Below are 23,890 nucleotides of genomic sequence, written 5' to 3'. Positions count from 1 at the left end.
CTCCTTCATAATTACGATACTTTGAAGTTTCACTTACGTTCACCATACCACTAGCCTAGCTCTCCAACCACATGATGCTTGTAGTTTATGCTCCTCTCACGATTGAGCATCTTCTTTTTCAAGAGGAGGTTCATTGTCCGCATCGCTTGGCACCAACCGGTTGCCCGATTCGCACTGATGCGTAGACTCAGATGGCAAAACATCTGGTTTAATAAGTTTTAGAATCCTTTCAGTTTCTTTCTGGAGGAATTCCTCTCCTTTTAAACAATATGACCGAAGACTTTCAGGTCGCACCATCTCAATTATATACCTGTTCCCACTAGAATCCCTGCAAAGAACATCAACAATGCTTTGTTTATCAGAAGCAATTTCAGGGTCCATAATGGTGCTTAAGAATTCTACTTCTTGTATAGTGTTGACTTCAGTACATCCTAAAATATCGTTTAAAAAATGGATAAGAATATTCTTATTTTTTTCAGTGCCAAAGATTTTCTTAAATGTTAAATCTAACTTTGGATCGAGAAATTTAGAAAGAGCCATAGTAAAAATACTGAGAAAAGATTAATAATTATACACTATTATTAACAACTGTTCAACCATATTTTTAAGTATAGCTATACCGCCGCGGCGCTAACACGTAGCGGGATGACGAGCTTATCGTCACGCCGCCACGAACCGTCATACCTTAACATAGATCCCGCTAACACGTAGCGGGATGACGATTGTCGTTTAGCCATAAATACTTAAGAAATTTACCAAACGAAAAAAAAGGCAAAAGAAGCCCTAGTCATTGTCTATTTTCAGTATTGGCGTTTTTTAAGTCTTAAACACTGCAATTTAGCTGCTTTTAAATGCAACTCACCTTAGTTTAAATGTTTAAGAAATTTACTAAGCAGAAAAAAAGGCAAAAGAAACCCCGTGTTAGCTAGTTGTCACTCTCTAATCCTGCAAATTGGCGTACTATACTGTCTTAAACGACTTATAAGCGCGTTTCAGCTTATATAGGTAAAAACCTAGAAATGTTGTGAAGACATAAGGTGCACATAGTGCAAAAAATTAAAAATAAGACGCCAACTACGTTGTTTTCTTGCTGTTTAATCTGCACAGATGAAGATAACTGAATACCTTCAATACCATGATAAGAGGACTGGCGGAGTTTGTCAAGCAAGTTTTTCGTTTCTGCGGGCTACTACCCTTTCTTGGTGGACTAAAATCACAACAGCTGCAGAACCTAAATTGCTTCATACTACACCTTTCCCCTTTCCCCTGAAACTAAAATCTATATACTTAACTTTAGAAACTTTAAAATAAGATGCGATCTAATATTAGGCAGTTATTTTACTATATAAAGCCTAATCTATCCTATTTTGTCATAGCTTTTATTGCAGTTTTATTTTCAGCCTTAACGATCCTCCTCTTTGGCAGAGGCTTAAGCAATATAATTGATTCTGGCACAGAGCACGATTTTACTACCAAACTATTAGTTGCAATACTTATAGTTTTAGCCATTTCTCTCACTGCATTTACTCGGTTATATTTCATTGGCATTGGCAGCGAGAAAGTTATCGCAAGAATCAGATATGACTTATATAGCAGTATCACTAACTTGCAACCAAGTTTCTTTGAGAACACAGGTGTACAAGATGTTATCTCAGCGTTAATTACTGATACCTCTGTGCTGCAATCAATAATAAACAGCAGCTTACTAACCATATTACGAAATTTTGTGATTCTGATTGGCAGTGTTGCTATGTTATTATATACAAATATACAACTAACTGCGTATGCAGCCGCAATAATACCTATACTACTCATTATCATGACTTCACTTGGAAAAAAAGTGCGTAGCTATGCACGCTTTGCCCAGGATAAATTAAGTGAGCTTGCGTCATTTAGTGAGGAAAATTTTAGATCTATAGTGACTATCAAATCGTTTGTACTCGAAGAAAATGAAAAAATCCGTTTTAAGGAACATTTAAACTCAGTATCAAAATCATACGTAAAATTAGTACTCTTGCGTGCTATTTTAGTAACTCTAGTTATCACGTGTGTGATAGGTTCACTAGTTGTTTTGCTCTTTTTTGGTATTAAAGAAGTCTTAAGCAATAATATAACTATAGGAGAACTCTCCTCATTTGTGGTTTATTCAGTGCTCGCAACAGGAGCTATAAATAATTTGAGCGATAATATCAGTGATTTACAACGAGGTCTTGGAATAGTAGAGCGTTTATTTGAATTTAAAAATATGAAAAGTTCTATAGTAGATGCCGATGACCCTATAAAAATTTGTAGTGTTAAAAAAGGAATTTCGTTTAATGGTGTAACATTTTTTTATGAATCTCAGCTTGATAAGCCAGCGTTAAACAATGTATCGTTTTCTATAGAGGCTGGTCAGGCAGTATCAATTGTTGGACCATCTGGCAGTGGTAAAAGTACCATTTTAAAGCTTCTGCTCCGTTTTCATGATCCAAGCAGAGGCAGCATTACTATCGATGGGCACAATATTAAGTCAATTGCGCTAAATGACCTCAGATCGTTGTTTGGCTTAGTGCCACAAGATCACATGATATTTTCTTGCTCAATAATGGAAAATATACTATATGGCAAACCAGGTGCCGAATATGAGGAAGTGAAGCAAGCAGCCATCAGCGCTTATGCGATGGAATTTATTGATAAGCTGCCTGATAAATTTGATACATTTGTAGGAAAAAGAGGATTAAAACTTTCTGAAGGACAAAAACAACGTATTGTAATAGCAAGGGCCATACTCAACAATCCTCAGGTTTTAATACTGGATGAAGCAACCTCTGCCCTTGATTACAAAAGTGAGAACCTCGTGCAAAAAGCATTGAGCAAGTTAATGCAAAACAGAACAACAATCGTAATTACACACAGGCTATCAACCGCACTCAAGACTGACAAGATTATAGTAATTAATCATGGAAAAGTAGAAGAAGTAGGAACTCATGACTTTCTAATGAGTAAAGACGGGCTGTATGCAAAACTGGCGAAGATACAGTGGAATTGAAAGAAAATTTAAATCATACCGTTAGTTGATATGCTAGATTTATAATTAAAATTATTAAATTTTTAATTTTATTATTTTATAATGGTTCCATAGTTATCCGGAAATTTCGTGATCTGTAGTTTCTTTCATTCACGTTATATTCATAGCTTGTTCTATCTTAATGTAATTCCAATTTTGACTGTATAGGAGGTCTCTATGTTAAAACATAACTATAGTGATAAAATCAATAATCGCTATTCATATACTAACAAATTTTCTTATAGTGATGAGGGTGTAGACGAGACGATCAAGGATAAAATCACAACTGAAGATCAGGTAGTAACTGATGATGTTGAAGAGCCTGATGCTGGTAATGATGGTTACAGCGAAGGTATGGCTTTCTCTTACCATGGTTACGGCAACGACTTAATATAAACTCTGATCCAGGAAGATAAAATAGTTAAGATAAACCTTCAACTAGTCCCACTTATTCACTATACTGCTATAGATTTTATAGCAATATAGTGAATGAACATTTTTAAGCAGATTTCTTCTCTAATCTTTAGTAAATTGAATGAGTTGAAACAAAGGGGTGTTATAAGCACAAGTGCAGCAAACTTTATCATAGAGCCTCCAAGCAATAGAGTCCATGGAGACATTTACACAAATGTTGCTATGGTGCTTGCAAAGCATGAAAAGAAGAATCCCATTGAAATTGCAGAGGTTTTAGCCAAAGAATTTGAACTTTTTGATGAAGTTGCAAAAGTGGAAATAGCAGGCTCTGGTTTCATCAACATGCACTTAAAAATAGAAGTGTGGCATGGAATTTTAAAACAAATAAATGAGCTAAAAACAGAGTTTGGCACCCTAGATATAGGGAACAATCAGGCCATTAATGTTGAATTTGTATCTGCAAATCCAACTGGTCCACTGCATATTGGTCATGCAAGAGGGGCAGTATTTGGTGACGTTCTGGCAAATTTATTGAAAAAAGTTGGTTATAAAGTTACTAAGGAATACTATATTAATGATGCTGGAGCGCAGATAGATACGCTAATTCGGTCAGTATATTTGCGGTATAAGGAAGCTCTGGGAGAAAAAATCAGCATCGAAAAAGGTTTATACCCAGGTGAATATTTAAAACCAATAGGGACTGGGCTGGCCAAAAAATATGGCGCAGAGCTTCTAGAAAAGCAAGATAATCAAGTGATTAGAGACTATACTTTAAGTTCTATCTTAGAAATCATAAAGGAAGACATGAACTTACTTGGAGTAAATCATGATGTTTTTACTTCAGAGTATGAGCTACAAAAAAGTGGCAAAATTGAAGAGAGTATAAAGATATTGTCTGACAAGGGTCTAGTGTATGAAGGGTACCTGGAGAAACCAAAAGGCAAAGAAAGCGAAAATTGGACTTCCAGAAAAGAGATGCTATTTCGCTCTACAAAATTTGGTGATGACGTTGACCGTGCATTGAAGAAAGAGGACGGCAGTTGGACTTATTTTGCCTCGGATATCGCTTACCATTTTGATAAGATATCGCGTGGTTTTAACAATATGATCGTAGAGCTTGGTAGTGACCACGGCGGTTATGTCAAAAGACTCAAAGCAGTCGTCTCTGCGCTCAGTGATGATCAAGCAAAAATAGAGGTAAAACTGCATAATATTGTGAATTTTTTCGAGAACGGCAAACCTGTTAAGATGTCCAAAAGATCAGGAAACTTCCTAACAGCAAGAGATGTAGTGGAAGAAGTTGGCAGGGACATAACTCGTTTTATAATGCTAACACGCAAGAATGATATGGTCTTGGACTTTGATTTTGCTAAAGTTAAAGAACAGTCAAAAGACAACCCTATTTTTTACGTGCAATATGCGCATGCTCGTGCTCATTCGTTAATGCGTAATGCTCCAAAAGAGCTCCCAACAGCAGATCCTTCACTTTTAAGGACAGGTGGAGAGCTCTTCCTCATAAAAACCTTAGCAAAGTGGCCAGATGTGGTAGAAATTGCAGCAAGGCTTTGTGAGCCACACAGAATTACTTTCTACTTACTTGAAGTTGCAGAAGCGTTTCACGTTTTATGGGGGTATGGCAAGAGTGATTTAAACATGCGTTTCATACTGGAAGACAACTTAAACCTCACCGCTGCAAGAATGTTTCTCGTGCAGGCCTTAGCACACGTCATCGCTTCTGGACTTTCTATCTTCAATATAGAGCCTTTGGAAGAGATGAGTTGATTTTTTTATGCAAGATTGTTTTTTCAACGAATAGAGAAGTTGACAAAATTAAGTAAAAATGTTATAGTTTATAGTAGTATTTTCTGGTTAATATATGGCTCACAGTCAAAAAAAGCTCAATGTTAATGTAAGTTTTGACAGTAAATTGGCTCAGTATCTTACAGAAATGGCAGAGACTCAAAATAAAACTATTCCTGAAGTTTTAGTAGATTTAGTGGAAGAAGAGTTCGAAGAAGATGTAGAGCTATCCAAAATAGCTGACGATCGCCTCTCTGAAGGTGAAGAAGAAGTAGAGGATGATGAAAACATCTGGAAATAAAACTTACACTATAAAATTCTTAAAAAATGTTATTGAAAAAGAAATTCCAGCTCTTCCGGCAAAGATTAAATTAATGGTTCAGGAGGCCATAAAGAAACGCCTTACAGTTGATCCTTTTAATCTAGGAAAGCCTTTATGTCATAGCTTTAGAGGGCAATATAGGATAAGGGTTAGCAACTACCGTATAATTTACATCATAAATCATTCAGAACGTAAAGTACTTATTACTGCAGTGGGGTATAGAAAAAACATTTACAAACACAGAAGATTACACAATTAAAAATATAAGAAAGATCTCACCGCTGCAACTTGTCCAAGCCTTAGCACACGTCATTGCTTCTGGACTTTCTATCTTTAATATAGAGCCGTTAGAAGAAATGAGTTGATTTTTTTTTGTTACAATATGTAATGATCAAAATATTATTCAAAGTAGGGTAAAGTTATGACGATCAGTTTTAGGGAGTATTCAACTGTATTCACTGAAGTTGCGGAACAGACAGATTTAAATGGAAATAACATAATTGAAAGAATAAAAGGGCATTAGCATAGATCCCGCTAACAAGCAGCGGGATGACGGTTGTCAGGGTGTCAGGCTAGTACCTTCTCTTGTCATCCCAGTGCCCAGACACTGGGATCCAGAAAAGTTTGCTTGTGAACAAGCAAACTAGCATGGAAAGTGGTTACAACATTTTCGATGAGATTATATGGAAAACTGTATTCCAGTGTCAAGCACTGGAATACATCACAGGGGCACTGGAATGACACCCTTTACGGGCTCTTAAATTGCAACTATAAATGTTTAAGAAATTTACCAAATGAAAAAAAAGGCAAAAGAAGCCCCATGGTGGTTGGCTATTTACTATGTACTAAAATATCGGCGTTTTTTTTATTCTAAAACGCTTGATTAAGAGCGATTTAGCTGCTTTTAACTTACAACTAACCTACACCGCAAGTGTTTAAGAAATTTACTAAGCAGGAAAAAAGGCAAAGAAACCCCGTAGTAGCTAGCATTCAAATTCTCCCTTGTCAATTTGACGTTTTTTGCTGTCTTAAACGCTTTGTAAGCGCGTTTCGGCTTATATAGGTAAAAACCCAGAAATTTTTAAAGACATGCGATGCACGTAGTGCGAAAAATTAAACATGAGACGCCAAATACCCTAAGTTTTTTGTCATTAACCTGCACAGATTGCGAAGATAAATAAATAGCTTCAGTTTCATGATAAGGGGGTTGGCGAAGGGTGTCAAGTAATTCCGTTCCTTATGGGTAAAAAAAGAGAAACTCTAAGTTGCAGCCGCACAATGTTTCTCTTTTCTGCTGTTGATGATTATTTCGCCTATTGTAACTGCCGCTAGAATAAAGCAATAATATACCTGTGTTAATAAAGAAATAGGTGATACAGAGGCGATGCTACCTGCTAGCAATAGTTGGGAACCATAAGGTAAGATACCTTTTGTAGCACAAGCAAAAACATCTAATAAGTATGCGCTGCGATGTGGCGCAATACTGTGTTTTTGTGCAAGCCTTTTTGCAATGCCACCACTTAGTAAAATAGCAATGGTATTATTGGCAACTAAGGTAGTAAACATAGACGCAATTCCTGCTATCACAAATTCAGCTTTAGTTTTTGTGATATTGCTTTCATCGATGAGTTTATGCAACGCTTTTTGACCTTGCTTGTACATTATATGGCTCAATCCACCGATAAATAGAGCAAATATCACTATTTCGTTTACTTTTTTGAAACCGTCATACACGTCATGAGGAAATTGAATGATAGCATAGTCAAAAAAAGTTATTCCTAGCACACCAGCAATAATTATGTTTATAGTTATTGTTACTAAAGTGGCGACTTCAAGCAGCCCCATGATTATTAAAGAAATGTAAGGAATAATTTTTATTATAGAATAATAATCTAAATTTGATATAGAAATAATTTTTGTACTATTTGAGGCAACTGCTAGGTAGATGAGTGTTATAATGCTGGCAATAAGTGCAACTTTAGAGTTCATTTTAAGTTTATCTTTTGCTGAAGCTTCCTGTGAAGAAACAGATGCAATGGTGGTATCAGATATCATCGAAAGGTTATCGCCAAACACGGCACCACCTACTACAGTTGCAGTTCCTATTTCGAGACCAAAAGCTCCACTTTTTGCCAGATTAACAGCTATAGGTACCATCAGCGCAACAACTCCCATAGATGTGCCAATTGCAGTTGAAATAAAAGCAGAAGCCAAAAATACTCCAGGCAGCAGTAATCTTGCTGGAAGGAAATTAAGAATTAAATTAGCAACAGTGTCTGCGCTACCGATTGATTGAGTCACCGCAGAAAATGCTCCAGAAAATAAAAAAATTAAACACATAGTAAGGGTGTTTTTGTCACCCATGCCCTTGATAACAGTATCGATGTTATGCTGAATTTTATTTGTACCACGTGAGACAGCAAAAAATAGTGCTGGTAATAAGCAGATTACTGGTGAAACCTGATGAAGTGGATTATCAGTTCCGATAAAAGAAAAATAAGCACCACTTCCAAGATACAAGATTAAAAAAATAATCAAGGGGACAAAAGCTGTCATTTTACTGTACCTAAACTTATAACTATAACTAATTAAGTGGTTTTAAGCAAGTTTGGTTTTCACTAGTTCTACAGGAAGTCAATAGCAGAGTTTTAAACTTCATATTTAATCTACTAAATAAATAGCACATGTAGCTTATTGCTTGACAATAGGATCTAATTGTTGTCTAGATTCCAGCATCACGCGCACAACTGTACGAACATTTGTTTGCGAAGAAATGTTATAGCTGGTTTTGCCTCAAACACAAAGATGTCATCCGAGTAGCTGACTACTTGGATCCAGAAAATTTTGCTGCGAGTAAGCAAATTTGTTTGGTGAGCATAGAAAGTGGAATGTGTAAGCGCAGCCTCAACAGGTTGTCATCCAAGTAGCTGACTACTTGGATCCAGCTGAGTTGGTGAGTATAAAAGTATAGCTAACGCGAGCTCTACGTCATACCGCCGCAGAATAATTAACCGTCATACCGCGATTCATTCGCAGTATCCCTTCGCGGTATCCCTTAGCCGCTAACAAGCAGCGGGATGACGAGCTTATCGTCATGCCACCGCGAACCGTCATACCGCGATTCATTCGCGGTATCTCTAGATCCCGCTAACAAGCAGCGGGATGACGGTTGTCGTTTAGCTATAAATATTTAAGAAATTTACTAAACAGAAAAAAAGGCAAAAGAAGCCCCGTAGTTGGCTAATTACTTACATTATACTTTCAAGTATGGCGTTTTTTTATTCTAAACGCTTAATAACCGCGACTCAGCTGCTTTTAAATGCAACTAACCTTAGCTATAAATGTTTAAGAAATTTACTAAACAGAAAAAAAGGCAAAAGAAACCCTAGGGTAGCTAGTTATTCACTATCCATTTTTTAAGTTGGCGTTTTTTTATGTTTTAAACGCTTTATAAGCGCGTTTCAGCTTATGTAGGTAGAAGTTTGATAAAGACATAAGGTGCACATAGTGCAAAAAATTAAACACGAGACACCAGATACGTGAGTTTTTTTGTCATTTAATCTGTACAGAGAAGATAAATAAATAGCTTCAGTGTTTATGATAAGGGGGCTGGCGGAGTTTGTCAAGCAAGTTTTTTATTTCTAGCGGTTGTTGCCAAAAACTATACAAGAAGTCTATTGAAATTACGTATATCAATCGTTGTAAAATCACACAATTGCTCTGTAGAGCTATGCCCTGTAATAATTACTATACCATTTTGCTCAGAGCGTATTGAGATTAGGTTCAGCACTAATTCACACGTTGCACTATCAAGATTACAAAATGGTTCATCTATCAGCCAAACGTTTGCATTAGAAATCAAGAGGCGAGCAAGCGCAACTCTCCTTTTCCAGCCTGCAGAAAGTTCGCCATATCTAATATTAAGTACAGGTTGCAACTGCAAGCAACAAATAGCTGCCACAATCAATTCTCTAGTATTTCGTATTCCTGCCCAGAATTCTACGTTTTGAGCAACAGTTAAGCTATCTTTACAGGCATTCTTATGGCCTATATAGACCATAGAAGATATATAGGATTTTGGATCATCATATATATCTTTTCCGCAGTGCCTTATATTGCCTGATACCGGCGGTAAAAGTCCAGATAAACTTCTAATTAAGCTGGTTTTACCACTACCATTTGGACCAGTGATTAGAATCTTTGATTTTAGCTCAGCTTTAAAACTGAGATTCTTAAATAGTACCTTATTATTACGAGTGCAGGATAAATTTTCACATTCAAGCATGGATTATCTGCCCTTTCCCTTATGTTTACCTTGAGTTGAAGCCTGAGCTTTTACAAACAGCTCCCAAAATCCTTTCTGTCCGCCTTCTCTATGTATCAATTGTGCAAAACGCTGCATTAAACCATTACCCATCATAACCATCTTTGTCCATTTACCTACCGGTTTTGCTATGTCAACTATTTCTGGATCTTCTTTATAAACTTGCACATCTTTTTGTTTCTCGCGTAGCGTTTCTTGTTGTTTCATCAACTCTTTTTGCTTATTTTTTTGATATAATTCATTGAATTTTCTGTCTTCTTCCCACTCTTCTTTAAAAACTTTTCTAGGAAATATGATTTTTCTAATGCGATTTTTGTATATTTTTCTCAAAAAGAGAAATACTGCAGCTACAGCAAGTAATGTTACGCTATATAATATGATCTGTGTAAGTGGCATTTCCTGTATCTAATTCATTAAAAATACCCTTACTATTATACCATAATTATAGAAATTGTGCAATTTTTTTGCGGGTAAAGACAATATAAAAGCAGTACTGCTCTATTTCGAAAATTGCGCAAATATCTGACGAACGGGCTTGTATGTAATAAGGTTTATTTCTATACTTCTTAAAGAATTTAGAAGTAAAACAAATATGAACTGCTATAAAACTCATACGTGCAATGAACTGAGGAAGAACGACGTAGAAAAGGAAGTTACCCTTTCTGGATGGTTATATCGTAAGCGCGACCATGGTAACCTAATTTTTGTTGATTTAAGAGACTTCTACGGAATCACTCAGCTAGTATTTAATAATGACAAAGACTTTTTTGATGAGATATCAAATTTAAAATTGGAGAGTGTAATTACTGTTACAGGAATAGTTGAAGCTAGAACTGAAGATACGGTAAACAGCTCTATTTCTACCGGAGAAATCGAGGTGATAGTCAACAATTTGCGCGTTGAGTCGGAAGTTGAGTTCCACTTTGATGAAGAAATAGCAAAAGAAGAAAGAAGTATATTGGCAAGCATTACCGGCGAGCAAGAATACCCAGAAAACATGAGATTTAAATATCGATTTCTTGACTTAAGACGTGAAAAAGTCCGCAACAATATTATTTTGCGCTCACAAATTATTGCAGAGCTCCGCAAGCTCATGATAGAGCGAGGATTTTTAGAGATTCAAACTCCAATACTCACTGCTTCCTCTCCTGAAGGAGCACGCGACTACCTAGTGCCAAGCAGGCTAAATCCTGGCAAGTTCTATGCATTGCCACAAGCTCCGCAGATTTTCAAACAGTTGCTCATGGTTTCAGGGTTTGATAAATATTTCCAAATTGCACCGTGTTTTCGTGATGAAGACGCAAGGGCTGACCGTTCTCCGGGAGAGTTTTATCAGCTAGATCTTGAAATGTCTTTTGTAACTCAAGAAGACATCTTTCAGATTATTGAGTCTACCTTATATAGAGTGTTTGCTAAATTTTCTCGCAAGTCTGTCGATAAAGATTTTCCACGCATTACATACAAAGAGGCAATGCTTAAGTATGGTTCTGACAAGCCAGATTTGCGTAATCCACTATTAATCAGCGATGTTACAGAAATTTTTCGTGATTCAGGGTTCAATATTTTCAAAAGCAATATTGAGCGTGGTATGGTAGTGAGAGCCATCCCTGCACCTAAAACAGCAGAGGAACCACGCAGCTTCTTTGATAAAAAGATAGAACATGCGCAAAAAGAATTCGGTGCTAAGGGTCTCGGATATATAACGTTTGATAAAGATGGAACTGCGAAAGGCCCAATTGCTAAATTTCTTGATGAAAATAGGCTAAACCACATAAGAGAAGCAACAAACATAGAGCCAGGAGATAGTGTATTTTTTGCTTCTGACAAAGAGAATGAGGCGGCAAACATTGCAGGAAAAGTACGCACTCTTTTAGGGTCAGAACTCAGTCTTATAGATGATAATATCTTCAAGTTTTGTTGGATCATTGATTTTCCATATTTTGTATATGACGATAAAAGTAAAAAAATCGATTTCTTTCATAACCCATTCTCCATGCCACACGGTGGTCTGAAAGATTTAGAGGACAAAAATCCACTGGATATCCTTGCTTACCAATATGATCTTGTTTGCAATGGAATAGAACTGTCAAGTGGGGCGATTCGTAATAACAAACTGGATATCATGTATAAAGCTTTTGCCATTGCAGGTTATAGCCGGGGAGAAGTTGATACAAGATTCGGTGCACTTGTACGTGCATTCAGATTTGGTGTTCCTCCTCATGGTGGAATAGCACCAGGAGTTGATAGAATAGTTATGCTGCTTGCTGATGAGCCAAATATTCGTGAAGTAATCTGTTTTCCTATGAACCAGCAAGGTGAAGATGTTCTAATGGGTGCTCCTTCCAAGGTGGAGGATAAGCATTTACGTGAATTATCCTTGAAGGTTATTGAATGAAAAATTTTATAGCAAGGAGCACCGGTTAATGATATATTAGGTTATGTTAAATTGAAAGACCATGAATAATATCCAAAAAGCAATACTATCGGGCATGATCTGTAACATGATTGTGTGGTATGAACTCACTCTTTTTGGAGTATTAACAGATACAATCATCAACGTTTTTTTCCCATCAGAAGATCATTATTTGAGTACACTCAAATTCCTTGGTGTTTTTGCAATTGGTTTTGCGTTTAGACCAATTGGTGCAGTAATTTTTGGTTATATGGGAGATAAGTATGGCAGAAGAAAGACTTTACTTACTTCAGTAATATTAATTTCAATATCATCCACAATTATGGGAATTATACCTGGGTATAAAGAAATAGGGTTGCTTTCACCTGTATTGCTTGTGTTTTGTAGAATAGTGCAAGGAATAACTGCAGGAGGTGAAACAAGCATTAATACAGCATTTACGATAGAGCATTCAAAAGATAAAAAAAATCTAGGTTTCTTAGGAAGTATGAAGCCCTTTAGCGGAGCCCTTGGAACGCTCTTATGCATAACAATGATATTTATCTGCAAAAGAGTTACAGGTGAGAACTATGAAATATGGGGATGGAAGTTGCTTTTTTATTTTTGCTTTTTTTTGGGGACAATAGGTTTTTTAACTAGGTACATATTAAAAGAAAGCTTAGCATATAAAACTAATAAGTACGCTAATAATTTAGCACATTCACCATTGTTAGAACTAGTAAGAAACTATAAAAGACCGCTTATTATTTCAATCAATCTGGGAATTGCTCAGAATGCAATTGTCTACGCAGCAATAATGTTTTATAATATATCAATAAAAGAGCTAGTTATTTTATCTATTAGTGTTAAAGATTTAATGAGGATAGTAATACAGGTTGTATTTGCAGCATCTGCGGTACTTTTTGCAATTTTATCTGATAAAGTTGGAAGAAAACGCGTAATGATTCCTGTACTGATTATGCTATCTCTGATTGGTACATGTGTATTACCATTATTATCTTCCGTTAACCACTATGTCGTAATAATAACTTACTTATTGATTACTATACCAGTAGGTGCATCTTTTGGAATATATGGTTCTGTTATTTGTGAACTGTTTCCAACAAAAGTAAGATGCACTGGCGTAAGCTTAGCAAATAATATATCTGCAGGAATTTTTGGTGGCCTTTCTCCATACATATGCATGTGGCTTATAGAAAAAACCGAAACAAAACTTGCAGCAGGCATTTATCTTACTGCCTGCGCATTAATTAGCCTAATATCTGTGCTTCAAATTAAAGCCAAAGACAGAAAAGTTGATTGGTGAAATCGTTTCAGTCGAAAAATAGCGCTTCAATGGATTTTTCGATGTGTTTAGTGATAGGAGCGGTGATAGTGATTTCTTTATTGTTTGGCAGTTTTAAAGATAAAGAATGCGAATGAAGGTGAATTTTATTTGCTATCCCATCAATAAAAGCTTTTTTACCACCATATTTACCGTCACCAAGAATAGGGCAATTTATATGAGCTAAATGTGCACGTAACTGATGGGTTCTGCCGGTAATTGGTTGTAATTTTAAATAAGCAACATTGTGTTTGGATTTTGCTATAATTGAAAAATGCGTAGTGGCATTCTGAGGTGAATTTTCATCAACGACCACTTTTTCTTGACCTGAAACATATTTTTTCACCAATGGATAGTCTATTGTTCCACTATCCTTGCTCGGTATGCCAGAAGTTAATGCTAAATAAGTTTTTTTTACTCTTCGTCCTTTAAATTCTTCCATAAGGTATCTGGCAACATTAGCGTTGCGTGCGAATATTATCACTCCACTCGTATCTCTATCTAGCCTATGGACAATTTTAAATGTTTCTCCCTCTCTTATTTGGTCAAGCAAATCACTCATGCTAATCTTTACTTTTACGCCACCTTGAACGATGACCCCTGCGGGTTTGTTTATAGCTAGTATATATTCGTCTTCATATAATATGTTCTCTCTTAGTAGATTCACTAACTTTTCATTATATTTGCGATCAGAATTAGCGTTTTCAATATAATTCAAGTGCTTCAGCGTTATAGTTTGCCCAGAATTTACTCTATCACTGGACTTTGCTTTGCAATCATCAACTTTGATTAATCCTTTCCTTAAAGATTTTTCAATTACAGATTGCTTTAGATCAGGAAAGATTCTTCTGATGTACCTATCCAGCCTAACGTTATCGTCTTCTATTAATATGGTTTTTATACTTTGTAGCATTCCATTATTTATAATGAATATCTAGTGAAATGTCAATTATTGGTGTCATTCCAGTGTCAAGCACTGGAATGACACCGAAGGGGCTACTGCCGTCATAAAGGAACCAGTGTCAGCTACTCGGATGACAGGAGAAGGAGACTACTGAGATGACAGCTAGCCTGACAACCGTCATACCGCTGCTTGTTAGCGGGATCTAGAGATACCGCGAATGAATCGCGGTATGACGGTTCGCGGCGGCATGACGTAGAGCTTGCGTTAGCTATACTTTTATACTCACCAACTCAGCTGGATCCAAGTAGTCAGAGCACTGGGATGACAAAAAAAGGAGGGCACTTGGATGACGGGAGAAGGAGCTATTTGGATGACATCGTTTACTATACAATGTTTGTACAGTTCTGGATAAAAAAATTAGCTAACAAATTTATAAACATCAGTATACAGCTCATCAACGCTTGGTTCTTTACTATTTTTGGCAAAATCTTCCGACTTTTTTACTAAATCACGTATTTCCTTATCAATTACTTTGCACTCTTCTTCTGAAGCCATTTTATTATCTGTCATGTATTTCTTTAAAGTGCTTATAGGGTCATGATTTTGCTTCATATCTTCAACTTCTTCTTTTAAGCGATAAGTAGCAGGATCTGACATTGAGTGACCGCGATATCGATATGTCTTCATTTCAAGCAGGATAGGCCCTTTTCCGCTGCGTGTGTGTTCCGCTGCTTCGCTTGTAGCCTCATAAACAGAGAAAAAATCCATTCCATCAACTTGTTTTCCAGGAATACCAAAACTTTCTCCTCTTTTATATAACTCTGTTACTAAAGTTGACCTTTGCACGGAGGTTCCCATTGCGTATTCATTATTTTCTATGATGTAAACCACAGGCAACTCCCACAAAGATGCCATATTAAACGATTCATATACTTGTCCTTGATTTGCAGCACCGTCGCCAAAATATGTAAATACCACATTATCTTTTTTCTTATATTTATTAGCAAATGCTATTCCTGTGCCAATTGGAACTTGTGCTCCCACTATTCCATGCCCGCCGAAGAATTTTTTTTCAACGTCAAATACGTGCATCGAACCACCTTTACCTTTTGAGCATCCTGTTTCTTTGCCGGTAAGCTCTGCCATTACAACATTTGGATCAGAATCACATGCGAGCATTAAGCCATGGTCTCTATAACTTGTGATAAAAGCGTCACCTAATTTTGATGCAGCTTGAGTTCCAACTGCAACTGCTTCTTGTCCTATTGATAGGTGACAGAACCCGCCTATTAATCCCATCCCATATAATTGTCCTGCTTTTTCCTCAAATCTGCGTATGAGTAGCATTTTCCTGTAGAATCCAATTATCTGTTCTTTAGTGAAATTTTCTGCTTTCATATCGATTTCTTTTTCATTAAACTAACACAATACCAGGAATTTTAAATTTTTGCTAATGAACTATTACCACTGGCTTGAGGCTTTTCACGTTATCTCTGTTATCATGTGGATGGCAGGTATGCTTTATTTACCCAGGCTTTATGTCTACCATGCAACTGTAAAACCGGGATCGGAAAATGATAGCTTGCTTCAAACAATGGAAAAGAGGCTACTTAGATATATCATAAACCCTGCAATGCTTTTCTCACTTGGTCTTGGAATTACACTAATGGTTATTAGGGAAGCATATCGTGAAGGATGGTTTCATGTAAAAGCATTTGCAATACTTTTGATGTTAATTATTCATATGCTACTTGCAAAATATAGGAAAAATTTTGCAATGGGTTCGAATAAGAAGTCACATATTTATTTTCGCGTTTTAAATGAAGCAGTTACAGTATTGATAATAGTTATAGTTATTATGGTTGTTGTAAAACCTTTTTGACTGACCTTACCCAAAAAAAGCAGAAAGCTCGTATCTGTTCAGATGCATGGCTAATGTACAATACTGAAATAAAAATTCCAGTGCTCCCTTTCTTGTCATCCCAGTGCTTGACACTGGGATCCAGCTTTCTTTACAAATTCACCAAAAGTGCTTCATTCTATAACGCAAAACCCATACTCACCAAACTCAATGCATTACTTGCAATTAAGTCTCCTGGATGCCAGTGTCAAGCTACTCGGATGACACCATTCTTTTTCCTGGATCCCAGTGTTAGCTACTTGCATGACACCATTCTTTTTCCTGGATCCCAGTGTTAGCTACTTGCATGACACCATTCTTTTTCCTGGATCCCAGTGGGCTTTGTTGCATCGCTAGCTATGATGGATAAAGATAAAAAAGGTAGAGAATATCAGTAGCTTATTATTCTGGTATTTATAACAAGAACGGTCAGTGAATACCTAAATTTGAGTAAAAGAAATTTCACTACCACTCACTAATCCGGCTAAAATTCAAGAATTTCAATGCTTTAGCTATTTTCAATAGAATTAAATTTATTAATATAAATAATAAATTACTATTCTTAAATTTGATCAGATTGATTGCAAAAAAACAAGATTTTCAATAGGTTGCTTATAATCCTAACTATAGTTAGCCTTTCATAAGTAGCGATGCAACAAAGCCATCCCAGTGTCAAGCACTGGGATGACAAGAAGAGGGCACTGCCCTCTTGGATGGAAGCCAGTGTTAGCTACTTTCATGACACCCTGACAACCGTCATCCCGCTACTTGTTAGCGGGATCTAGAGATACCGTGATGGTATTACGTAGGGGTTGCCGAGAACTTGTCATCCCAGTGCTTGACACTGGGATCCAGTTTTTCGTATAATTTTGTCAAAATCTATTGTGCTAGCAAGTTCACTAGCGTCACGCGCTGGTCTGTTAGACATTTACGTGTAGGGTGAAGAAATTTTGAAAAAGACATACCAAATATGAAAGGCCTATATATTAAAACTTACGGCTGTCAGATGAACGTTTATGACTCCGTTTTAATGGAAAATGTAATTAAACCTTTGGGGTTCAACGTTGTTAGTGATGCAGGGAAAGCCGATTTAGTGATACTGAATACTTGTCACATTAGAGAGAAGGCAGCAGAAAAACTTTACTCAGAGCTTGGGAAGATTCATTCGTTACGAAAAGAAATGACTATAGTGGTGGCTGGGTGTGTAGCGCAAGCAGAGGGAGAAGAAGTGTTCAGAAGGGCTCCTTTTGTTGATATTGTTGTTGGTCCGCAGAGTATCGCTACCTTACCGGAGCTGATAGTCAAAGCAAGCAGAAGTAAAGGTCATGTAATAAACACTGATTTTCCTGAAGTTGCAAAGTTTGATAAATTGCCAGATGAATGCTATGGCAATAGCCAGGGGTCTTCTGCGTTTCTTGCCATACAAGAGGGTTGTGATAAATTTTGTACGTTTTGTGTAGTGCCCTATACTCGTGGAGCTGAGTATTCACGGCCAGTGAATGAAATATTTCGTGAAGCATTGAAATTAGTTGCAAATGGGGCAAATGAGATCAATTTGCTTGGTCAGAACGTCAATGCTTACCATGGGGAGTGCGAAGGGGAAGTGTGGGATTTAGGAAAATTAATTAGTCATATTGCTAAAATTGAAAAGCTAGAGAGGATTCGTTATACAACTTCTCATCCAAGAGATATGCATGAATCTCTCTACTTGGCACATGCGGAAGAGCCAAAGCTCATGCCGTTTGTTCACCTGCCTGTGCAGTCTGGTTCGAATAAAATATTGCACGCGATGAACAGGAAACACACTGCAGAGGAGTATTTGGAAATAATAGACAGATTTCGCAAATTGAAACCTGAAATCGAATTTTCTTCTGATTTTATTGTTGGTTTTCCTGGAGAAACCGAAAAAGATTTTGAAGAAACTATGAAATTAGTAGAAAAAGTTAGATATGCTCAGGCTTATAGTTTTAAATACAGCCCAAGACCAGGCACACGGGAGCGGAAAGAAAAGATCAAGTACCAGAAGAGGTTAAAACAGAGCGCCTTCTTCGTTTACAGAAATTAATTAGTAAGCAACAACTTGAGTTTAACCAGAGTATGGTAGGTAAAACTATACCTGTTCTATTTAGCGATAAAAAAGGTAAACACCAAAACCAAATTATTGGTAAAAGCCCATATATGCAATCAGTGTGCATTGATGATTCTGAAGATAAATACAGGGACAAAATAGTAAATGTGAAAGTGTTGGAAGCTCGGCAGAGTAGTTTGCTGGGGTGTGCATTTCACTGATTTTAAGCAGCGTTAAATATAAATCTTAAGCAAAGAGTATTGAAAAAATGCAATCATAATCTTTTTCAAAAGTTACAAAGTTTAATTGCTACCTCTGCTGAACGGGTACCTTAAACCTACAAATTTGAGCTTACCTATATCAATTTTTTGTACAAGATGAGTTAGTAACAACTTTATGTATAAAATTGAAGAAGAATAAAAATACAATAACGAGCATTAAATTAAATATTCCCACCTTTAAAAAACCCTCTTTATATATTTCTAAAGATTCTAAATAATTTATTTTACCATTTACTGAAGGAACTGACATAAATTTTGATATTGCAACTCCGGCTAGGTTAGAAAACGCTAATGACAGCATTACTATACCCATCACTACTCCTCTAAGGTTTTTGGGGGCTAGTGTAGTTGCTTGTTCTTGGACTAATGGAGCAATACATAATTCTCCCAGTCCCATAAAGGAGATAGCAATTATTAAATATAAGTATTCTACTTTACCTTCAATGTTAGAGTTTAAACATCCTATGTACAGTGTGAAAAAACACATAGCCATTGTCAGAAGGCCAAGGGTAAACATGGAAGTTGCATATTTTTGCTTAAACTTCATGTATGTTCCAAAAAGAAAGCCAAATATTATAATTGACAAAGGATTTATGGCTTGAGAAACTGAAGCTGGGATTGTTATACCTAATACATTGTTAATAACGTTTCTTTCGGTGAATAAGTTAACCAAAGAGCCAAGCTGCATTTCTAAAGCAAAAAAACACAAGAAAAATACCACAAGAATAGATAATGCCACTAATTTTCGTCTTTGTTCTGCTGATAATTTAGATATTATATAAATAAATATGCCCAGAGCTGTTATTCCAATAAATATGAGCATATTAGTAAAAAATTCACTATGTATAAGCATTTTAGCAATTATTGATGATGACAGAAAGCTTCCTATCAATACTATACCAAAAATTTTAATCCCTAATATGCGCTTATTCATAAGCTCTGGATAAGGAGAAAGGCCGCTATCTCCTAAAAGATTCTGAAATTTGAGAAAAAAGATTAGCCCTATAGACATCCCAATACCAGCTAAACCAAAGCCGTAGTGCCAGCCAAACAAGTGGGCTACATAACCACATGAAATAGAAGCCAATATTGCTCCAATATTCACACCTACGTAAAATAAAGTAAAGCCTCTGCTACGTTCAGGATCGTCTTTGCCATAGCATGAACTAAGTAAGTTAGTTACGTTCCCTTTAAACATACCAGTACCTATGGCTATTAGAGATAAACCTAAATATAATAAACCTGGTTCAAACTTAACCAATGACATGCAAGCATGACCTGCTATCATCACTATCCCTCCAAGCAACACCATGTTGCGGAATCCCATCAACTTATCAGCTAAAAAACCTCCAAGTATTGGTATAGCATAACCTGTTGCAGCAAATAATGAGTAAATAGTAAAGGCCCTCTCATCAGTGAAACCTAAGTGAGAAGTCAAAAATAGGACCAAAAGTGCCCTCATTCCATAGTAAGAGAAACGTTCCCACATTTCAACAAAGCACAACATTTTTAAAAATTGTGGAAACTTATCTGTCTTCTGATCCATAAAATACCCCTAAAGCTTGGGTTAATGTTAAGTAAAACAATAAAAACTGCAAGTAAAACTTAAAAAAAGGTATTGGAAGCTCGGCAGAATAGTTTGTTGGGGTGTGAGCTACGGAAATATTTTTGAATTTGTAATTTTTCAGAAAGCCCTATATTCTTTAGTTTTACATAGCGAACATGAAGTCAAAGCATTATCCTGATACAGTAAGTAGTCCTGATTTTTTATCGTTAGAAAAGGAAATCATAAAATTTTGGCAGGAAAACAAAGTTTTTGAGCGGTCAGTTGAAGAACGTTCCAAGGATAATTGTTTTGTCTTTTACGATGGGCCTCCGTTTGCAAATGGACTTCCGCATTATGGACATTTACTCACTGGTTTCATCAAAGACGCATTTGCAAGATATCAAACTATGCTTCAAAAAAGGGTTGAACGTAGATTTGGCTGGGATTGCCATGGATTGCCGGCTGAGATGGGTGCAGAAAAAGAACTTGGAATATCTGGTAGAACTGAGATAGAGAAGTTTGGTATAGATAAATTTAACGATCATTGCCGTACTTCTGTGATGAAATTTTCATCAGAGTGGGAGAAGTATGTAAATAGGCAAGCAAGGTGGGTAGACTTTCACAATGACTATAAGACTATGGATAAATCATTCATGGAGTCGGTCATGTGGGCATTCAAGCAGCTTTATGATAAGGGTCTGGTGTATGAATCAGTGCGCGTTGTACCATATAGCTGGGCATGCGAAACTCCATTATCTAATTTCGAAACAAGGCTTGATAACGCGTATAGAGAAAAAGTTAGCAAAGCTGTAACTGTTGCATTTGAGCTTTTAGAAAACCCACAGCAATTTAAAAGTGTTAAACGAAAGTGTAAATTACTTGCTTGGACTACAACTCCTTGGACGTTGCCGAGCAACTTGGCTTTAGCAATAGGAAAAGATATTAAGTATTGTGCAGTGTCAGTCCACCCTTTGATGTCATTCCAGCGCGTGACGCTGGAATCTATTTCTGGATCCCAGTGTCTGGGCACTGGGATGACAGGGAGTAGTGAAGGAAGTTCAATGAATGGTGAAATATACATTTTTGCTGAAAGCTACTTAGAGAAATTTATCAGCCACTCTGAACAAAACAATATTCCATATGAAAACTGCAATATAAAACTTAAAGCGAATGATCTTGCAGGTCTTTCTTACAAACCACTGTTTGACTATTTTAAAGACACAAAAAATGCATTTCGCGTTTTTATTGCTGATTATGTGACGGAAGAAGACGGTACTGGCGTTGTGCATACTGCTCCTGGATTTGGTGAGGAAGATTTTTACCTTTGCCAAAGCCATGATATTCCAGTTATTTGTCCAATTGATAACAGTGGAAAATTTACTGCTGAAGTTTCAGATTTGGCAGGGGTTCATGTTTTTGATGCCAATGATACAGTAATAAAAAAATTGAAAGGGCAGGGAAGTTGGTTTAAGACTGAGCAATATATTCACAATTATCCACACTGCTGGAGAACTGACACTCCTTTGATCTATCGAACTATGCCTTCTTGGTATGTTGCTGTTACAAAATTCAAAAGCAGAATGGTAGAGCTAAATAAGAGAGTTAATTGGATACCAAACCACATTAGAGATGGTCAATTTGGAAAATGGCTTGAAGGGGCACACGACTGGTCAATTTCACGCAATCGATTCTGGGGTACGCCAATCCCTGTATGGAAATCAGATGATGCGAGATATCCAAGAGTAGATGTATATGGTTCAATAGAAGAACTGGAGAGAGATTTTAATGTTAAAATAGACGACTTGCACAGACCATTTATCGATACTTTAACAAGACTAAATCCTGATGATCCAACAGGAAAATCAGTTATGCGCCGTGTACCTGACGTGTTTGACTGCTGGTTTGAATCTGGCTCGATGCCATTTGCGCAAATCCACTATCCGTTTGAAAATAAGGAGTGGTTTGAATCTGCGGATTTTATCACTGAATACATAGCGCAAACCAGGGGGTGGTTTTATACGCTCTTTGTATTGTCCACTGCTTTGTTTAATAGGGAACCATTTAAGAACTGCATATGCCACGGTGTTGTTTTGGATGTAAAAGGGCAAAAATTGTCCAAACGTTTGAATAACTATGCAGATCCAATGGAGGTTTTTGATAGATACGGTTCTGATGCACTGCGTTTTCTTATGCTTTCTGGATCTATTATTTGTGGTGGTAATTTGCTACTCGATAAAGAAGGAAACTCAATACGAGATGTTCTGAAAAACGTAATAAAACCTATTTGGAACAGTTATCACTTTTTTACTATGTATGCAAATGCAGATGGAATTAAAGCTGAAGTTTGTAAGGATTATCAAAGTACTATTGATCGCTACATGATTTCCAAATGTTTTGAAGCTGTAGAAAGTATCCAAGCTTCTATGAACAGCTATAGCTCCCAAGAGGCTTGCAAAATTCTGATAGATTTTTTTGAAGTGCTGAATAACTGGTATATTCGTCGCAGTCGCGAGCGTTTTTGGAAAAGTGATTTGGATCAGGATAAAACTGATGCTTATAATGTTCTATATACGGTTTTTTATTACATACTAAGAGCTGCAGCTCCTTTGTTGCCACTTATAACAGAGAATATATGGCAAGGGCTTAAGTATGAAGAAACATCTGTTCATTTGGCTAATTTTCCACAATTAGAGAAGTTTGATAGTCAGCTCATTGCCAAGATGGATCTAGTGAGAGAGGTGTGCAACTCTGCACTTTCGATCAGAAACACTTTTAATATACGTATCAGACAGCCGCTTGGCAGTATGATCATTTATCATCAGTCTTCCTGTAGTTTTCTTGAAGGTGAACCGCTTTCTGTCATCCCAGAGTTCTCTCCTGTTATCCAAGTAGCTGACACTGGGATCCAGTGTGCTGCAGATTCAAATGAGTACCAGGAGATGATAAAAGATGAGGTGAATGTAAAAAGCTTGGAATTAGTAAACAGACTTGAAGGTATTGCATCACTAGAGTTAAAGCTAAATTTCCCACTGCTTGGGAAAAGAATTCCAGACAAAATCAAGAAGCTAGTTCAATATGTCAAGGAGGGAAAATGGAAGCAAGTTGAGAATGAGCAGATATTTCTAGGAGACGAATCAGAGAACTATATTATAGAAAAAGGCGAATATGAACTATTGTTAAAAGCAAACAGTGAATATTCCTCTGTATTTGATAACAATAAAGGGATTGTCATTCTAAATACTGAACTAAATGATGAATTAATTCTAGAAGGGCTTGCAAGAGATGTCGTGAGGCTCATTCAGGAAACCAGGAAACAAGCTGATTTTCATATGTCCGATAGAATCAGAGTAATAATCAAAACAGAAGATGAGAAAATTAAGGAAGCAATAAATACGTGGATTGAATATATAAAAGAGCAGACCCTTACCTTATCTTTGGACATTAATACAGAAATTGGAACTAACTTTTATTTTAAGGAGTACCAAAATTTGATAGTTGGTATTAGGTTAAATTATTAGTAGTTGAAAGTTGTCATTGTTTATGCTATA

At 36.6% G+C, this 23,890-nt stretch carries 15 protein-coding genes and 2 pseudogenes; 10 read left to right on the top strand and 7 right to left on the bottom strand.

Going from position 1 to position 23,890, the window contains the following annotated elements; translation table 11 throughout:
* Positions 1–294: 294 nt before the first annotated feature.
* Positions 295–540: pseudogene (locus tag ABWU55_RS02290) on the bottom strand (PD-(D/E)XK nuclease family transposase); the annotation flags it as partial.
* A gap of 772 nt (positions 541–1,312) precedes the next feature.
* Here ABWU55_RS02290 and ABWU55_RS02285 point away from each other — a divergent pair.
* The 5 genes from ABWU55_RS02285 to ABWU55_RS02265 all read left to right on the top strand — a co-directional run bounded on the left by ABWU55_RS02285 (position 1,313) and on the right by ABWU55_RS02265 (position 5,841).
* Positions 1,313–3,028, top strand: coding sequence for an ABC transporter ATP-binding protein (locus ABWU55_RS02285; RefSeq protein ID WP_353286444.1), 1,716 nt, complete (start codon positions 1,313–1,315; stop codon positions 3,026–3,028).
* A 195-nt stretch (positions 3,029–3,223) separates the two neighbouring features.
* A complete protein-coding gene (locus ABWU55_RS02280; protein ID WP_010962563.1) occupies positions 3,224–3,442 on the top strand; it encodes a hypothetical protein in 219 nt (72 codons plus the stop codon).
* 93 nt (positions 3,443–3,535) lie between these two features.
* Complete coding sequence (gene argS / locus ABWU55_RS02275; protein ID WP_010962564.1) at positions 3,536–5,242, top strand: arginine--tRNA ligase; 1,707 nt, start codon at positions 3,536–3,538, stop codon at positions 5,240–5,242.
* A 94-nt stretch (positions 5,243–5,336) separates the two neighbouring features.
* Entirely contained in the window at positions 5,337–5,561 is a 225-nt protein-coding gene (locus ABWU55_RS02270) for a hypothetical protein (RefSeq protein ID WP_010962565.1), read from the top strand.
* Entirely contained in the window at positions 5,542–5,841 is a 300-nt protein-coding gene (locus ABWU55_RS02265; RefSeq protein ID WP_010962566.1) for a type II toxin-antitoxin system RelE family toxin, read from the top strand. The genes ABWU55_RS02270 and ABWU55_RS02265 overlap by 20 nt, the downstream gene beginning before the upstream one ends.
* A gap of 1,001 nt (positions 5,842–6,842) precedes the next feature.
* On the opposite strand, the gene ABWU55_RS02260 is transcribed toward ABWU55_RS02265, so the two are convergent.
* The 3 genes from ABWU55_RS02260 to ABWU55_RS02250 all read right to left on the bottom strand — a co-directional run bounded on the left by ABWU55_RS02260 (position 6,843) and on the right by ABWU55_RS02250 (position 10,302).
* Entirely contained in the window at positions 6,843–8,138 is a 1,296-nt protein-coding gene (locus ABWU55_RS02260) for a Na+/H+ antiporter NhaC family protein (protein WP_006280467.1), read from the bottom strand.
* A gap of 1,105 nt (positions 8,139–9,243) precedes the next feature.
* On the bottom strand, positions 9,244–9,867 hold the full coding sequence (gene ccmA / locus ABWU55_RS02255; RefSeq protein ID WP_007548816.1) for a heme ABC exporter ATP-binding protein CcmA: 624 nt from the start codon (positions 9,865–9,867) through the stop codon (positions 9,244–9,246).
* A 3-nt stretch (positions 9,868–9,870) separates the two neighbouring features.
* Complete coding sequence (locus ABWU55_RS02250; RefSeq protein ID WP_174515653.1) at positions 9,871–10,302, bottom strand: hypothetical protein; 432 nt, start codon at positions 10,300–10,302, stop codon at positions 9,871–9,873.
* 196 nt (positions 10,303–10,498) lie between these two features.
* Between ABWU55_RS02250 and aspS the strand changes: the two genes are divergently transcribed.
* Both aspS and ABWU55_RS02240 read left to right on the top strand, forming a co-directional pair.
* On the top strand, positions 10,499–12,301 hold the full coding sequence (gene aspS, locus ABWU55_RS02245; protein ID WP_007548818.1) for an aspartate--tRNA ligase: 1,803 nt from the start codon (positions 10,499–10,501) through the stop codon (positions 12,299–12,301).
* A 61-nt stretch (positions 12,302–12,362) separates the two neighbouring features.
* On the top strand, positions 12,363–13,625 hold the full coding sequence (locus ABWU55_RS02240; protein ID WP_006280528.1) for an MFS transporter: 1,263 nt from the start codon (positions 12,363–12,365) through the stop codon (positions 13,623–13,625).
* 7 nt (positions 13,626–13,632) lie between these two features.
* Here ABWU55_RS02240 and ABWU55_RS02235 read toward each other — a convergent pair whose 3' ends face one another.
* Positions 13,633–14,556, bottom strand: a complete 924-nt coding sequence (locus tag ABWU55_RS02235; RefSeq protein WP_006279888.1) for an RluA family pseudouridine synthase — start codon at positions 14,554–14,556, stop codon at positions 13,633–13,635.
* Positions 14,557–14,964: 408 nt separating this feature from the next.
* Positions 14,965–15,945 carry a pyruvate dehydrogenase (acetyl-transferring) E1 component subunit alpha gene (pdhA, locus tag ABWU55_RS02230; protein WP_006279887.1) on the bottom strand — a complete coding sequence of 327 codons (981 nt, stop codon included), beginning with the start codon at positions 15,943–15,945 and terminating at the stop codon, positions 14,965–14,967.
* 55 nt (positions 15,946–16,000) lie between these two features.
* On the opposite strand from pdhA, the gene hemJ reads away from it, so the two are divergent.
* Together hemJ and miaB are read left to right on the top strand one after the other, a co-directional pair.
* Complete coding sequence (gene hemJ, locus ABWU55_RS02225) at positions 16,001–16,429, top strand: protoporphyrinogen oxidase HemJ (RefSeq protein WP_010082641.1); 429 nt, start codon at positions 16,001–16,003, stop codon at positions 16,427–16,429.
* A 988-nt stretch (positions 16,430–17,417) separates the two neighbouring features.
* A pseudogene (gene miaB, locus ABWU55_RS02215) lies at positions 17,418–18,736 on the top strand (tRNA (N6-isopentenyl adenosine(37)-C2)-methylthiotransferase MiaB).
* Positions 18,737–18,875: 139 nt separating this feature from the next.
* Here the strand turns inward: miaB and ABWU55_RS02210 are convergent.
* Entirely contained in the window at positions 18,876–20,342 is a 1,467-nt protein-coding gene (locus ABWU55_RS02210; protein WP_007548626.1) for a peptide MFS transporter, read from the bottom strand.
* Between the two features lie 176 nt (positions 20,343–20,518).
* Here ABWU55_RS02210 and ABWU55_RS02205 point away from each other — a divergent pair, with 176 nt between their 5' ends.
* Positions 20,519–23,860, top strand: a complete 3,342-nt coding sequence (locus ABWU55_RS02205; RefSeq protein ID WP_353286443.1) for a class I tRNA ligase family protein — start codon at positions 20,519–20,521, stop codon at positions 23,858–23,860.
* Positions 23,861–23,890: the final 30 nt, after the last annotated feature.

The sequence above is a fragment of the Wolbachia endosymbiont (group A) of Crataerina pallida genome (assembly GCF_964028475.1).
GTDB classification, from domain to species: domain Bacteria; phylum Pseudomonadota; class Alphaproteobacteria; order Rickettsiales; family Anaplasmataceae; genus Wolbachia; species Wolbachia pipientis.
The sequence above is the reverse complement of the archived record's forward strand: the minus strand, read 5'-3'. Positions and strand labels throughout refer to the sequence as shown.